This window comes from Kitasatospora acidiphila (assembly GCF_006636205.1).
In the GTDB taxonomy this organism is placed as follows: Bacteria; Actinomycetota; Actinomycetes; order Streptomycetales; family Streptomycetaceae; genus Kitasatospora; species Kitasatospora acidiphila.
The window spans coordinates 1,777,422-1,790,828 of record NZ_VIGB01000003.1; the positions used below are offsets into that span (position 1 = coordinate 1,777,422).

14 protein-coding genes are annotated in these 13,407 nt (G+C 70.7%); 10 read left to right on the forward strand and 4 right to left on the reverse strand.

Annotated elements, in window-relative coordinates; translation table 11 throughout:
* Window positions 1-169 precede the first annotated feature (169 nt).
* A complete protein-coding gene (locus E6W39_RS08995; protein ID WP_228718039.1) occupies window positions 170-814 on the forward strand; it encodes an MmyB family transcriptional regulator in 645 nt (214 codons plus the stop codon).
* A gap of 60 nt (window positions 815-874) precedes the next feature.
* Here the strand turns inward: E6W39_RS08995 and E6W39_RS09000 are convergent, their stop codons facing one another.
* Both E6W39_RS09000 and E6W39_RS09005 read right to left on the reverse strand, forming a co-directional pair.
* The gene (locus tag E6W39_RS09000; protein WP_141633080.1) at window positions 875-1,483 is read right to left on the reverse strand and encodes a DJ-1/PfpI family protein; all 609 of its coding nucleotides are present in this window, start codon (window positions 1,481-1,483) and stop codon (window positions 875-877) included.
* 107 nt (window positions 1,484-1,590) lie between these two features.
* On the reverse strand, window positions 1,591-2,241 hold the full coding sequence (locus tag E6W39_RS09005; protein ID WP_141633081.1) for a CatB-related O-acetyltransferase: 651 nt from the start codon (window positions 2,239-2,241) through the stop codon (window positions 1,591-1,593).
* A gap of 338 nt (window positions 2,242-2,579) precedes the next feature.
* On the opposite strand from E6W39_RS09005, the gene E6W39_RS09010 reads away from it, so the two are divergent.
* From E6W39_RS09010 to E6W39_RS09025, 4 genes are all read left to right on the forward strand, one after another.
* Window positions 2,580-2,936: a hypothetical protein gene (locus E6W39_RS09010; protein ID WP_228718040.1), complete on the forward strand. Its 357-nt coding sequence runs from the start codon at window positions 2,580-2,582 to the stop codon at window positions 2,934-2,936.
* 7 nt (window positions 2,937-2,943) lie between these two features.
* Entirely contained in the window at window positions 2,944-3,948 is a 1,005-nt protein-coding gene (locus E6W39_RS09015; RefSeq protein ID WP_141633083.1) for a trypsin-like peptidase domain-containing protein, read from the forward strand.
* A complete protein-coding gene (locus E6W39_RS09020; RefSeq protein ID WP_181799167.1) occupies window positions 3,938-5,161 on the forward strand; it encodes a protein kinase domain-containing protein in 1,224 nt (407 codons plus the stop codon). The genes E6W39_RS09015 and E6W39_RS09020 overlap by 11 nt, the downstream gene beginning before the upstream one ends.
* A 106-nt stretch (window positions 5,162-5,267) precedes the next feature.
* Window positions 5,268-6,050 carry a hypothetical protein gene (locus E6W39_RS09025; RefSeq protein WP_141633085.1) on the forward strand — a complete coding sequence of 261 codons (783 nt, stop codon included), beginning with the start codon at window positions 5,268-5,270 and terminating at the stop codon, window positions 6,048-6,050.
* Between the two features lie 199 nt (window positions 6,051-6,249).
* Here E6W39_RS09025 and E6W39_RS09030 read toward each other — a convergent pair whose 3' ends face one another.
* Window positions 6,250-7,176 carry a LysR family transcriptional regulator gene (locus E6W39_RS09030; RefSeq protein WP_141633086.1) on the reverse strand — a complete coding sequence of 309 codons (927 nt, stop codon included), beginning with the start codon at window positions 7,174-7,176 and terminating at the stop codon, window positions 6,250-6,252.
* Between the two features lie 83 nt (window positions 7,177-7,259).
* Between E6W39_RS09030 and E6W39_RS09035 the strand changes: the two genes are divergently transcribed.
* The 3 genes from E6W39_RS09035 to E6W39_RS09045 all read left to right on the forward strand — a co-directional run bounded on the left by E6W39_RS09035 (window position 7,260) and on the right by E6W39_RS09045 (window position 10,740).
* A complete protein-coding gene (locus E6W39_RS09035; RefSeq protein WP_141633087.1) occupies window positions 7,260-8,000 on the forward strand; it encodes a succinate dehydrogenase cytochrome b subunit in 741 nt (246 codons plus the stop codon).
* Window positions 8,001-8,068: 68 nt separating this feature from the next.
* Window positions 8,069-10,012, forward strand: coding sequence for a fumarate reductase/succinate dehydrogenase flavoprotein subunit (locus tag E6W39_RS09040; protein WP_141637622.1), 1,944 nt, complete (start codon window positions 8,069-8,071; stop codon window positions 10,010-10,012).
* Window positions 10,009-10,740 carry a succinate dehydrogenase/fumarate reductase iron-sulfur subunit gene (locus tag E6W39_RS09045; protein WP_141633088.1) on the forward strand — a complete coding sequence of 244 codons (732 nt, stop codon included), beginning with the start codon at window positions 10,009-10,011 and terminating at the stop codon, window positions 10,738-10,740. Before E6W39_RS09040 ends, E6W39_RS09045 begins: the two co-directional genes overlap by 4 nt.
* A gap of 37 nt (window positions 10,741-10,777) precedes the next feature.
* Here E6W39_RS09045 and lepB read toward each other — a convergent pair whose 3' ends face one another.
* On the reverse strand, window positions 10,778-11,599 hold the full coding sequence (gene lepB / locus E6W39_RS09050; RefSeq protein WP_141633089.1) for a signal peptidase I: 822 nt from the start codon (window positions 11,597-11,599) through the stop codon (window positions 10,778-10,780).
* 228 nt (window positions 11,600-11,827) lie between these two features.
* On the opposite strand from lepB, the gene E6W39_RS09055 reads away from it, so the two are divergent.
* Both E6W39_RS09055 and E6W39_RS09060 read left to right on the forward strand, forming a co-directional pair.
* Window positions 11,828-12,808 (forward strand): DUF4129 domain-containing protein, encoded by a 981-nt coding sequence (locus E6W39_RS09055; RefSeq protein WP_141633090.1) that lies wholly within the window; start codon window positions 11,828-11,830, stop codon window positions 12,806-12,808.
* Window positions 12,808-13,359, forward strand: coding sequence for a hypothetical protein (locus E6W39_RS09060; RefSeq protein WP_228718041.1), 552 nt, complete (start codon window positions 12,808-12,810; stop codon window positions 13,357-13,359). Before E6W39_RS09055 ends, E6W39_RS09060 begins: the two co-directional genes overlap by 1 nt.
* Window positions 13,360-13,407: the final 48 nt, after the last annotated feature.

Sequence of the window (13,407 nt, forward strand, 5' to 3'; positions counted from 1 at the left end):
CGAACGCGCCGATCACTGCACACCCACGAGCGAGCCGCTCGATCACGCGTTGGGCGGCCACCAGGCAGGTGGTCAAACCCCCGTGCTCGGCCCCCCACAGGTCCAGCATGGGCCGGGCGGCGGCGAACCGCACGCCAGCAGCCGATATCGGACGCGCGGGAGCGAGGTGGTGGACGCGCTGGCCCGCGCGCTGCGGCTCGACCCGGTGGAACGCGAGCACCTGAACGACCTGCTGGCCCGCCCCGGCACGGTGCGGCAGACCACCGCCGCCCCGCAGCGGGTGCGCCCGGGCCTGCACTTGATGCTGCAGACCCTGGAGCACGTCCCGGCGTTCGTCCTCGGCCGGCGCACCGATGTGCTGGCCGCCAACCGGCTGGCCCGCGAGGTGCTGACCGACTTCGACGCGCTGCCGGCCACCCAGCGCAACTTGGCCCGCTACTACCTGCTCGACCCCACCGCCCGGGAGAAGGTCGGCGACTGGGCCCGGATCGCCGCCGAGACCGTGGCGATCCTGCGACTTGAGGCCGGCCGCTATCCGAACGACCGCCGGCTGGCCGATCTGGTCGGCGAACTCACCCTGCGCTGCCCCGAGTTCACCACCTGGTGGAATGACCACAAGGTGCTGCGCCGCACCCACGGCAGCAAGTCCTACGTGCACCCCGAGGTCGGCGAGCTGCACTTCGCCTACGAGTCCTTCCAGCCCCCGGGCGATCCCGACCAGACCCTGTGCGTCTACAACGTCGAGCCGGGCTCGCCCACCGCCGACGCGCTGCGGCTGCTGGCCAGTTGGACGGCCGATCCGGCCACTCGGTGACCCTTGCGAGGACGAGCACGATCGAGCTGGGGCGTGCCGGCCTGACGATTTTTGCGGGTGTCAGCGCCGTGCGACCTCGCCTGCGTGGAGGGCACCCATCACTCGTTCGACGGTCTCCTGGACTTCGCCGACCGGAGCCGCGTAGCCGATGGCGCCACGCGCGGCATCCTCCCGGAGCATCCGGGTGATCGCCCAGGCGGCAAGATACTGCGATGCCAGGCAGCCGCCCGCCGTGGCGATGTTCCCCTCTGCGTGGAAAGGTGCGTCCAGTACGGTGACGTCGCAGGCCTCGACATAGGGCCGGCTCGTCATGTCCGTACAGACTGGCATCCCAGCCAGCAGCCCGAGTCGTGCGAGCACCAGCGCGCCAGAGCACTGCGAACCGATCAGCTGCCGCGACGGGTCGAGCCGCAGCATGGCGAGCAGCCGGTCATCGGCGACCACGTCGCGCGTCTTCACCCCACTGCCGATCAGCACGACGTCAGCCTCGGTGACGAACTCCATCGGACGCTGCCCGGTCACCTCGACTCCGTTCATCGACGTGACCACGGGCACGGGCGTAGTGATGAAGGCCTCAAGGCCGTCTTTGCGACACCGGTTGATCAGCGCTGAGGCGATGAAAGTGTCGAGCTCGTTGAACCCGTCGAAGGTGACCACGGCTACCTGCATCGCTGCTACTCCCTGAATATGACGTCGGGGCATCAAGCCTCTCCATGTGCCGAGCCCGAGTCGCGGGCCAATCGGCGGCCGGTGGCATGCCTGCCACTGCTCTCCACTCAGAGCCGCGGCGCGTCCGGCGCGGCGGCCTCCAGGTCGGCGATGCTCCCCGACATGATCCTCCGCACGTGGTCGGTGATGTGCTCCGCTGGCCAGTTCCACCAGGCCACCGCGAGCAGCCGGGCGATGTCCTCGTCGTTGTAGCGGGTGCGGATGAGGCGGGCCGGGTTGCCGCCGACGATGGCGTAGTCGGGCACGTCGCTGGTGACCACGGCGCCGGAGGCGATGATGGCGCCATGTCCGATCCGCACGCCGGGCATGATCGTGGTGCCGTGGCCGAACCAGACGTCGTTGCCGACGACGGTGTCGCCGCGGTTCGGCAGGCCGGTGAGGAGGTCGAAGTGCTCGGCCCAGGAGCCGCCCATGGTGGGGAACGGGAACGTCGAGGGGCCGTCCATCCGGTGGTTGGCGCCGTTCATGATGAACCGCACTCCCGTGCCCAGGGCGCAGTACTTGCCGATGATCAGCTTCTCCGGCCCGTAGTGGTAGAGCACATTGCGCGTCTCGAACGCGGTGGGGTCGTCCGGGTCGTCGTAGTAGGAGTACTCCCCGACCTCGATCAGCGGGGACTTCACCAGCGGCTTGAGCAGCACCACGCGCGGGTGCTCGGGCATCGGGTGGAGGACCGTCGGGTCGGCAGGCACTGGCATGGGGGCGCGGTTCCTCGTCGCTAGCGGGTTCGCATCCGATCCATGATGGCTGCGCCGCACCTTGCCGGGCCACCGGTTTCGGCGAGGACTGTGTGAGGACATGTCCCAACAACGGGCAGGGGATGAGCCGGAAGTGGTAGAAGGGAGATGCCCACGAGGCAAGGGCGGGCGGCTTCTTGGCCGCGAGAACGCCCTGCTGACAGCGGGAGCGGAGCGGGAGCAGGATGCGCCACTGAGAAGGGGGCTGAGTGTCTCAAACTGAGGACGAGGGCGGCGGGTCAAGGTCGGGCGGGTCGCTCGCAGGGGTTGCGCTCGTCGTTGCCGTCGCGATCATCGCGGTGTGGCTCGGGTTCCTCGTCTGGCTGGCCGTCGACACCGGTGCGAGCGAGATCACCTGGTCACGCCTGCTCGTCGTCCTTGCCTCGGTGGAGGCCGTCGCCTTTGCAGCGATCGGCGCGTTGTTCGGCACTACCGTGCAGAGACAGCGAGTTGAGGACCTGAAGGCGCGCACGGACGCCGCCGAGAGTCGCGCGGAGGCGAACCAGACGGCGGCTCTCAACGGCCACAAGCTCGCCGCGGCGGTCAAGGCGTCCCGCGGTCCCCGTGCGGACGGATCGGCCGAACGGCTCTCGGCTGAGGCTCAGCCGGGCAGTGATCCTCTACTCGCGCTGGCCGACCGGCTGTTCCCGGACTAGGGCCGCCATGGACGTGGTCGGGAGGCTGGTACGTGACGGTGTGGCCGTCGGCACCGCATTCATCGTCACCGCCGACGGGTTGGCCGCCACCGCCGCACACGTGATCGGTCCTCACCCGGAGGCCGAATGGACCTTCGAGCCGCTGACGGTGCCCGGGGTGTCGCTGCCGGTCGACGCCGCACTGCCGTCGGACGCGGCAGCCGACTTGGCGCTTCTGCAGGTCGGCGCGGCCGCCGAGTGGCAGCCCATGGCGCTCGTGTCACACACGAGCGCCACCCCCGGGGATCCGGTTCACCTGCGCGGTTTCGCCGCCTCGCGCGACTACGACTCCGGGGTGGGCCACTATGTGGGCGTGACGGCGGAGACCGGCCGTGCCTGGGTGAAGGTCAGCTGCCGGCACGCTCAACCCGGTATGAGCGGCGCACCTGTGCTGCTCACCGGGACGGGTGGCGTCATCGGTGTCGTGTCCGCCCGCCTCAACGCCGAGCGCTGGAACCGTGACACGGTTCTGCTCTCCTGCGTGGAAGATCTCGTCGCGCTCGCGCCGGAGCGTCTGCGTCTGCGTCTGCGTCCCACCGCACCGGCCGACCGGTTCATCCGCGGAACTCTCCGCCTGTCGTGGGTGCGGGGAAACCGGACGGAACTCCTCCTGGAGACCGATGACTTCACCATCTCGTTCGGCCGCAGTTCGGCCAGCCGGGTGTACCTGCCCGACCCTCGCGACAGTCGCTTCCACGGCCATCTGAGCCTGGTCGGCACGACGCTCGTCTATCAGCACCTCGGATCCCGCCCCGCGTTCCTTGCCGGCGCCACCCGGCAGTTGAGGATCGCCAAGGGCGACTCATGCCCGGTCGGTGACAAGGACCGCATCAGCGTCGCGAGTGGAACGATGCTGGTGGAGTTCAGCGCACCTGATCTCTACGACCCCAACGCGGCACCGACGGCGTCAGAAGATGACGATGAGACTGAGACTGAGACTGAGGCTGAGGAGGAGGCAGGCGATGGACGATGAGCTGACCGTCGACGGGCCGTGCGAGCCTCCTCGGCTCCTCGCCGGCGCACCCGCAGCCGTGGGCGAGGTGGTGGCCGGCCGCTGGTCGGTCTCGGAGATCCGTCGTGGTGGCCAGTCGTGGGTCCTGATGGTGGACGATGTCGAGCGCGGAGATCGCCGCGCGATCAAGATCCCGCGCTCCGGTTCAGCCGTCGGTGACGCCGAGCTTGCGATGCTCCTGGGACTCGAACCCCACCCTCACGTTGTCACTGCTCTTGACGAGACGTCGATCGGCGGCCGCCGGGGCATCGTGTTGGAGTACACCCCCTCGACGCTGGCCGACTTGCTGAGGCAGTTGCACGGCTCCCCCTCGTTCCCGTCTTCGATCGGCCGGCACACCGGCGCCCTCCGCCCCACGGAGGCGGCACCGGTGCCGGATCGACTCACCCAGGTACTCCAGGGTGTGTGCGCCGGCCTGGTTCACCTGTCCAAGCGCACGGAGATGGCGCACCTCGATATCAAGCCGTCGAACGTGCTCATCGACGACACCGGTAACGCCAAGATCGCCGACTTCGGCCTCGCACTGCAGGTCCGCATCCAAGGCGGACGGTTTCCGTCGGCACGCGGCGGAACCTGGGCGTACGCCGCACCCGAGGCGCTCCGGCAGGAACCGTGCGACACGCGGACGGACATCTTCTCGTTCGGCGTGCTCCTCTATCAGGCCTGTACGGGAAGGCTCCCCTACCCCTTTCCACTGGCATCGGATCCGGCCACGCAGCGCACCCAGCTGCTCGACTACTACGCGTCCGACGGACCACGGGAGCGCACCCAAGAGCTGTACTACTGGGGGCAGGGCACCCTGACCCAAGTGCCGGTCCCGCCCCCGGGTGAGGACATCAGCATCATCCTCTCCAGTTGCCTCCAAGTGCTGAGGGAGAATCGTCCATTGTCATTCCGGCACCTCGCCCCCATGCTTGACGCGGGCCTTCGGAGACCGCCGCTGCACACCACGGCCGTTCCACTGGTCGAGGCCGACGAGCACCGCAGGGAACTCGCGTTGTCGCACGCCCTGCTCCGGCTGGGCCGCTTCGGCGAGGCTGTGAACCACCTCAACCGGTTGCTCACCGCGCCCCTGCCCCGGGAGCTCTTCACGGAAGTGCACCGGACGGCCGTGGATGCCTTGACCGCCGCAGGTCGTCACCTCGAAGCAGCCGCACTCAGAGAATGCCGGTGATCCCATGCCGCGATTCGGACTTCGGGAGTGGTGGAGCAAGCGGCGCAAGGGTCCGCTGGACGAGAGTCCACCGGACGCGGGGACCGAGGGGAGCCTGCTGGGGCGCGTGGAGGAGTTGCTCCGGGACGGTCGGCGCAGAACGGCGATGGATGAGGTCCTGCGGGAGTTGCGCCATCCCTCCCCCAGGGGGTTCCTGGCCCCGCAGATCGCTCGGGTGCTCCTGTCGACGAGCCGCACGGCCAATCTCGAAGCGGCTGAGCCGCTGACCGGTCAGCAACGGGCAAGCGCGCTTCTGGCAGACCTCATGACGGAGTGTTCGGCTTGCCACACCGCCTGGTGCTCGCCCCATGCTCTCGTTCCCAGCACCCAGACGATCAGGTCGATCAACCCCGCGGGGCTGCAATGCCAGCAGTGCCGGTACACGCTGTGCAAGGACTGCCTGAGCGAGTACCCTCCGCCGGGGACCGGGCCCGTCGACATGCCGCGCATTCCGTACGGTGCTTGCCCGACCCACAGCGAGCTGACCACGCCGGTGCTCCCGACCGGACGCCATGACGTCAAACCGAGGGATCCCGAAGGGATCGAAGGCGTCATCGTCGCAAGGAACGGCCCCATCCTCCCGACGATGGAGGATGCCCTCCCATTGGTGACCAGGTTCCTGCCGCTCATCGCCGATGACGCCCCCATCATTCACATCCGCCGAAGCTTTCCTGGTGCCATGGCCAGCGAATCCACCCGCGACCAGCTGGCGCTGTCCCACATCCGCGAGTTGGAGCGCGATGGGGTGCTGCTTCCGGGAGCGTGGGAGCGCTCGGAGTGCATGTTCGTTCTCGCGGGCACCATGCCCGACACCGACTACCTGATCACCGTGGTGAACAGACCAGGGTAGGAGCGGCCGTTCTGGGCAAACTCACAGCGTCCCGCCGGAGTTGACGACGTCGGCGTTCTGGCCCTGCTGAAGCCCTCGGCCGCCTCCGACGGCCGGTTGCGGCCGGTCAGCCCGGATGTGGGCCTGGCCGCGCTGACCGAGCGCTGAACTTCCGGCGTCGAACCCCGCTGCTGAGCCCCGGCGTCGAACCGGCCGGCCGTCAGCCGAGCGGCAGCAGCCTGGTCCCCGGCGGCAGCGCGCCGGCCTCGCCCGCCTCGCGCAGGTAGCCGAGCAGCACCTCGCGCAGGGCGGCCGCCGCACGGGTGAGGGGCAACTCGGCGCCGTGGGCGAGGGCGATGGTGCGGCCCATCGCGTGGTCGGCGAACGGGGTGACGGCCAGCCCGCTGCGGGCCGCGACCATGCCGGGGACCACGGCCGGGCCGAGGCCGGCTCGGACGAAGCCCAGCACCGCGTCCATCTCGCCGCCCTCGACGGCGAATTCGGGCTGGAAGCCGGCCGCCTGGCAGGCCGCCAGGGTGGCCTCGCGCAGGTCGTAGCCCTCGCGGAACATCACCAGCGGCCGGCCGCGCAGGTCCTCGATCCGGATCCGGCGGCGGCGCAGCGGGCGGTCGGAGACCAGCACCAGGTCCTCGTGGAGCAGTTCGGTCAGCGCCATGCCCGGCGGCCGCTCGCCGCTCGGCCGGGTGATCACCAGCGCCAGGTCGAGTTCGCCGGCGGCCAGGGTGCCCACCAGGTCGCGGGAGCCGCCCTCGCTCACCAGCAGCTCCACGCCCGGGTGGCGGGCGCGGTAAGCGCGCAGCACGTCCGGCACCAGGCTGGTGCACAGGCTCGGCGGGGCCCCGAGGCGCACCCGGCCGCGCCGCAGCTGGACCACCTCCTGCACCGCGCTGCGGGCACTCTCGGTGTCCGCCAGGATGCGCCTGGCCAGCGGCAGCAGTGCCTGGCCGGCGTCGGTGAGCGCCGTGTCACCGCGACCGCGATGGAACAGCTCCGCACCCAACTCCCGCTCCAGGGAGCGGATCTGCTGGGAGAGCGAGGGCTGCGCGACATGCAGCCGCTCGGCCGCGCGGGTGAAGTGGTGGGTGTCGGCGACGGCGGCGAAGTAGCGCAGTTGCTGGAGCTGCATGGAGCCATGATAGGTGCTGCCTATCGTGATGAGCCGAAAGATGTCTTGGACGGATGATGGAGGCGCTGCCTACCGTCATGTTCATGGCTCTGACGAGTGAGCGCACCGAACGCTCCGGCACCAGCAAACGCAGCACGCCCACGGTCGGCCGCGGCGCGATCGCGGCCCTGTGGGACTCGACCGTCGGCAAGAAGGCGGCCATGGCGGTGAGCGGCGCGGTGCTGCTCGGCTACCTGGTCTTCCACATGATCGGGAACCTGAAGATCTTCTTCGGCCCGGCCGACATGAACGGGTACGCGGCCTGGCTGCGCACCATCGGGCAGCCGTTCCTGGGGCACGAGTGGTTCCTCTGGATCGCCCGCCTGGTGCTGCTGGCCGCCGTGCTGGTGCACGGGACAGCCGCCTACCAGCTGAGCCGCCGCGACCTGCGGGCCCGCCCGACCGGCTACCAGCACCGGCGGGCGCGGAGCAGCTACGCGACCCGGACCATGCGCTGGGGCGGGGTGATCCTGGCGCTCTTCATCGTCTGGCACATCCTGGACCTCACCACGCTGACCGTGAACCCGAAGGCCGAGCCGGGCCACCCCTACGAGAACGTGGTGGCGTCCTTCCACACCTGGTACAGCGGCGTGGTCTACTGCCTGGCGATGCTGGCGCTCGGCCTGCACGTCCGGCACGGCTTCTGGAGCGCCGCGCAGACCCTGGGCCTCAACAACCCGCGCCGCGACCGGGCGTTGAAGGCCGGTGCCAACCTGCTGGCGTTCGCGCTGACCGCCGGCTTCCTCTCCGTGCCGATCGCCGTGATGACGGGAGCCGTCAAGTGAGCGGCGGCAATCGTCAAGTGAGCAGCGGGAGCCGTCAAGTGAGCAACGACACCCATGGGGGCCACGCGATGACCAGCTACCAGGACTACACCGTCGGCGCCCCGATCGCCGACACCAGGGCACCGGACGGGCCGATCGAAGAGCGCTGGGACCGGCGGCGGTTCGAGGCCAAGCTGGTCAACCCGGCCAACCGGCGCGGCCGCACGGTGATCGTGGTGGGCACCGGCCTGGCCGGCGGGGCGGCCGGTGCCACACTGGCCGAACAGGGCTACCACGTCGTCCAGTTCTGCTTCCAGGACTCACCGCGGCGCGCTCACTCGATCGCCGCCCAGGGCGGGATCAACGCGGCCAAGAACTACCGCAACGACGGCGACTCGATCCGCCGGCTGTTCTACGACACCGTCAAGGGCGGGGACTTCAGGGCCCGCGAGTCCAATGTGCACCGGCTGGCCCAGGTCTCGGTGGAGATCATCGACCAGTGCGTGGCCCAGGGCGTGCCGTTCGCCCGGGAGTACGGCGGTCTGCTGGACACCCGTTCGTTCGGCGGCGTGCAGGTGTCCCGCACCTTCTACGCGCGCGGCCAGACCGGGCAGCAGCTGCTGCTGGGCGCCTACCAGGCGCTGTCCCGCCAGATCGCCGCGGGCAACGTGGAGTTGCACGCCAGGACGGAGATGCTGGACCTGGTGGTGGTGGACGGGCGGGCGCGCGGCATCGTGGCCCGCGACCTGGTCACCGGCCGGCTGGAGACCCACCTCGCGGACGCGGTGGTACTGGCCACCGGTGGCTACGGCAACGTCTTCTACCTCTCCACCAACGCCAAGAACTCCAACGCCACGGCCATTTGGCGCGCTCACCGGCGCGGTGCCTACTTCGCCAACCCGTGCTTCACCCAGATCCACCCGACCTGCATCCCGCGCTCCGGCGACCACCAGTCCAAGCTGACCCTGATGAGCGAGTCGCTGCGCAACGACGGCCGGATCTGGGTGCCCAGGGCAGCGGGCGACACCCGCCCGCCGAACGAGATCCCGGAGAGCGAGCGGGACTACTACCTGGAGCGGATGTATCCCGCGTTCGGCAATCTGGTGCCCCGAGACATCGCCTCCCGGGCCGCCAAGGCGGTCTGCGACGAGGGCCGCGGGGTCGGCCCGGGCGGGCAAGGGGTCTACCTGGACTTCGCGGCCGCCATCGCCCGGCTCGGCCGGGACACCGTCGAGGCGCGGTACGGCAACCTCTTCGAGATGTACCAGCGGATCACCGCCGAGGACCCGTACCGGGTGCCGATGCGGATCTACCCGGCGATCCACTACACCATGGGCGGGCTCTGGGTCGACTACGACCTGCAGACCACCGTCCCGGGCCTGTTCGCGATCGGTGAGGCCAACTTCTCGGACCACGGCGCCAATCGGCTGGGCGCGAGCGCCCTGATGCAGGGCCTGGCCGACGGCTACTTCGTGCTGCCGCCGACCCTCAACGACTACCTGGCCCGCACCAAGGCCGAGCCGCTGACCCCGGACCACCCCGAGGTCCAGGCCGCCCGGACGCAGGCCGCCGACCGGTTGGCGGCCCTGCTCGCGGTGAACGGCGACCGCACCCCCGACTCGTTCCACCGCGAACTCGGCGAACTGCTGTGGGACGACTGCGGCATGGCCCGCTCGGCGGCCGGCCTGCGCAAGGCGCTGGAACGGATCCCCGAGCTGCGCGCCGAGTTCTGGCGGCGGCTCAAGGTGCCCGGCACCGGCGAGGAGCTCAACCAGTCGCTGGAGAAGGCGAATCGGCTGGTCGACTACTTCGAGCTGGCCGAGCTGATGTGCCTGGACGCGCTGCACCGCGCCGAGTCCTGCGGCGGCCACTTCCGCGTCGAGAGCCAGACCCCGGAGGGCGAAGCCGCCCGCCGGGACGAGGAGTTCGGCTACTCCGCCGCCTGGGAGTTCAATCCGGACGGCCCGCCGGTGCTCCACCGTGAAGAGCTCGTCTTCGACTACGTCCACCCCACCCAGCGGAGCTACGCATGAACCTCACCCTGCGGATCTGGCGGCAGTCCGGACCGGACGCGCCAGGCGAGATGACGGTCTATCAGATCAGCGGCATCACCGAGGACATGTCGTTCCTGGAGATGCTGGACATCCTCAACGAGGAGCTGATCCTGCGCAGTGAGCAGCCGGTCGCGTTCGACCACGACTGCCGCGAGGGCATCTGCGGCGCCTGCAGCATGGTGATCAACGGGCAGCCGCACGGCCCGGAACGCACCACCACCTGCCAGTTGCACATGCGCCACTTCAAGGACGGCGACACCATCGACGTCGAGCCCTGGCGGTCCGCGGCCTTCCCGGTGATCAAGGACCTGGTGGTGGACCGCTCCGCCTTCGACCGGATCATCGGCGCGGGCGGCTACATCACCGCCCCCACCGGCAGCGCCCCGGACGCGCATGCCACGCCGGTTCCCAAGGAGGCCGCCGACCGGGCCTTCGAGCACGCCGAGTGCATCGGCTGCGGCGCCTGCGTGGCGGCCTGCCCGAACGGCTCGGCCATGCTGTTCACCGCGGCCAAGGTGGTGCACCTCAACCTGCTGCCGCAGGGCGCGCCGGAGCGGCGCTCCCGGGTGCGGTCGATGGTGAGCGCGATGGACAGCGAGGGCTTCGGCGGCTGCACCAACACCGGCGAGTGCGCCACGGCGTGCCCGAAGGGGATCGGGCTGGACGCGATCGGCGCACTCAACCGGGAGTTCCTGCGGGCCCGTTGACGCTGGTCAGCGTCCGACGTGGGCCCGTTGACGCCGGTCAGCGTCCGAGCGGGCGGGTGCGGCGGCGGTACCAGAGCAGCATGGGTACCGTCGCCGCCGTGCTCGCGGCGGTCGAGGCGGCCAGCGAGTGCTGCTGGAAGGTGGCCGGGACGGGCAGGGTGGACCAGCGGGACAGCGGCCAGGCCACGGCGAAGGCCCGCCCGACCACGTCCGACTGCGGCACGAAGCCGTCGCCCGGCCCGAACTTGTGGTGGAACCGCGAGTCGGAGGAGTCGTTGCGGTGGTCCCCCATCATCCACAGCTTGCCCTTGGGCACCGTGATCGTGCCCACCGAGTAGTCGTCGCACGGCGTCGCGCCGGGGTAGATGTACGGCTCGGTCAGCGCGGTGCCGTTCACCCGGACCGGCTGGCCCGGATCGCACTGCACGGTGTCCCCGCCGACCGCGATCACCCGCTTGATCAGGTCCTGGTCCCCGGCACCCGGCATCAGCCCGATGAAGCTCAGCGCCTGCTGGAACGCATTGGGGTGGTCGACCTTCTCGCCCTCGCCCTTGAGCCAGCCGTCCGGGTCCTTGAAGACCACCACGTCGCCGCGCTCCGGCGTGGCGCCGAACCACGGGGTGAACTTGTCCACCAGCACCCGGTCTCCCGGCTGCAGGGTGTTCTGCATCGACTCGGAGGGGATCGAGAACGCCTGGACGAAGAAGGTCTTGATGACCAGGGCCAGCACCACGGCCACCACCACCAGGATCGGCAGCTCCTGCCAGAACGGCCGCGGCTTCCGCTTGGAGCGCGGCGCGTCGGCTCCTCTGGCCCTTCTCCATCGGCGTCGAGCGCCCTCCGCCTGAACAGCGGCCATGCCCAGCCCCCAGTCATCCCAGCTGACGGTCTGTCGATATGACAGCACCCAGGTAGCTGAACGAGCGACAGTTCCCGACCTCGGCCACCAGGTGGCCCATCGTAGTTCCGCCCACCACCGCGTGTATGTTGCGGGTGCTGACAATCCAGCGTGAGCTGTGCGAAGCTGCGGTCCTGCCGGGCCGCGTTCACACATCGAAGCGGTCCCGCACGGGGGGATTCCACACGCATGTCCGGACCGAACACGCCGACCGACCACGCCGGTGCGCCATCGGACACCCCGCCGAGTCCACCGGGCGCGGCAAGCCCCGGACCGGCGGAGGACAACCGCCCGGTGTTACGCGCCGTACTTGCGCTGACCGCGGTGGTCGGGCTGGCGTTCGCGGCGCTGGTGCTGCGGCCGGCCACCGGCCTGTTCAGTACGGGCAGTGCTCCGCTGGGCCGGGCGTCCGGCTGGGTGGCGCTGCTGGGCATCGGCTGGGCGATCGTGGTGGGGACGGTGAGCCGGGACTACCGTGCGGCGGTCCGCCACCTGACGGGCCTCACGCCCCGGGCCGAGCGGCTCACCAGGACAGCGGCGTGGTTGCTGCCGACCGCCGCCGTCGTACTGCCGGTCGCCGCGCTGGCCGCCGTGAACGCCCACCACCGGCCCCCGCCGACCCCGCGGCTCCCGCAGGCGAAGCTCCCGCAGGTGCCCCCGCAGGGCGGGGCCGACCACACCGCCGTCGGCAACGCGATCGTGATCGTTTTCGCCCTGCTGATCCTGGTGCTCCTGGTGCTGCTCGGCCGCCTGCTGCTCAACGCCCTGCGCAACCGCCGCCGCGGGCCACGCCGGACCCGGCGGCGGGGCCCGGTGCCGAGCCGGGCGCTCGACGAGCAGGAGCAACTGGCCGCAGCGGTCGGCTCCGGGCGGCAGGCGCTGCTCGGGGCCGACGCCCGGGCCGCGGTGATCGCCTGCTACGCGGCCATGGAGGAGTCGCTCGCGGCCTCGGGGGTCGCCCGCCGGATCGCGGACAGCCCCTCCGAGCTGCTGGCCCGCGCGGTGGCCCTCGGCACCGTGCCCACCGGGGCCGGCACCGCGCTGACCGCACTGTTCCGGGAGGCCCGCTACTCCCGCCACCCGATGGGCGCGCCGGAGCTCGACCGCGCTCGCGCTGCCCTCGACACGATCGCCCGGCACATCGGGCAACCCGCCGAGGGGGTCTCCTGATGCCCGGTCGGAACCACACTGACCAGGTCGGTCGGAGCACCGCCGACCAGGACGTTCCGGACGCCACCGACCAGGTCGGGTCGGTGCGGCACTCACTGACCGTGCTGCTGCCGGTGGCGGCCGGCGCCGAACTGGTGCTGGGCCTGGTCGGCGGCCTGCCCGGGCTCGGCCTGGGCGCGGCGGTGCTGGGCACCGTCGCACTGCTGACGGGTCGTTATGTGGCCGGCGCGGCCTCACAGGACAGCGGCTACCGACGGAACACCCGGCTGATGACCTCCCGGCTGCCTGGCATAGGCGACTGGTACTGGATCGTCCGCGGCGGGTTGGACCCGGACGGCTACCTCAGCTCGCTCCGCCCCCAACTGCAGCGCCTGTACGCCGCCCGGCTCTCCGAGCGCCACGGCGTGTCACTGCACACCGAACCCGCCAAGGCCGCGGCCCTGGTCGGCGCGGACCTCTGGCCCTGGATCGATCCGGCGCAGCCGCCCCCGTCCACCACCATCCCGGCCGACCGGCTCGACGCGCTGATCGACCGGCTCGACGCGCTGTGAACCGGCGGCCCGCCACCGCCGGCACCCGTACCACCCCTGGACCCTGTG

Coding starts and splice junctions, on each gene's coding strand:
- E6W39_RS09000 (WP_141633080.1), bottom strand. CDS start 1,483: ATGCAGGTAGCCGTGGTCACCTTCGACGGGTTCAACGAGCTCGACACT.
- E6W39_RS09005 (WP_141633081.1), bottom strand. CDS start 2,241: ATGCCAGTGCCTGCCGACCCGACGGTCCTCCACCCGATGCCCGAGCAC.
- E6W39_RS09015 (WP_141633083.1), top strand. CDS start 2,944: ATGGACGTGGTCGGGAGGCTGGTACGTGACGGTGTGGCCGTCGGCACC.
- E6W39_RS09020 (WP_181799167.1), top strand. CDS start 3,938: ATGGACGATGAGCTGACCGTCGACGGGCCGTGCGAGCCTCCTCGGCTC.
- E6W39_RS09030 (WP_141633086.1), bottom strand. CDS start 7,176: ATGCAGCTCCAGCAACTGCGCTACTTCGCCGCCGTCGCCGACACCCAC.
- E6W39_RS09035 (WP_141633087.1), top strand. CDS start 7,260: ATGGCTCTGACGAGTGAGCGCACCGAACGCTCCGGCACCAGCAAACGC.
- E6W39_RS09040 (WP_141637622.1), top strand. CDS start 8,069: ATGACCAGCTACCAGGACTACACCGTCGGCGCCCCGATCGCCGACACC.
- E6W39_RS09045 (WP_141633088.1), top strand. CDS start 10,009: ATGAACCTCACCCTGCGGATCTGGCGGCAGTCCGGACCGGACGCGCCA.
- lepB (WP_141633089.1), bottom strand. CDS start 11,599: ATGGCCGCTGTTCAGGCGGAGGGCGCTCGACGCCGATGGAGAAGGGCC.
- E6W39_RS09055 (WP_141633090.1), top strand. CDS start 11,828: ATGTCCGGACCGAACACGCCGACCGACCACGCCGGTGCGCCATCGGAC.
- E6W39_RS09060 (WP_228718041.1), top strand. CDS start 12,808: ATGCCCGGTCGGAACCACACTGACCAGGTCGGTCGGAGCACCGCCGAC.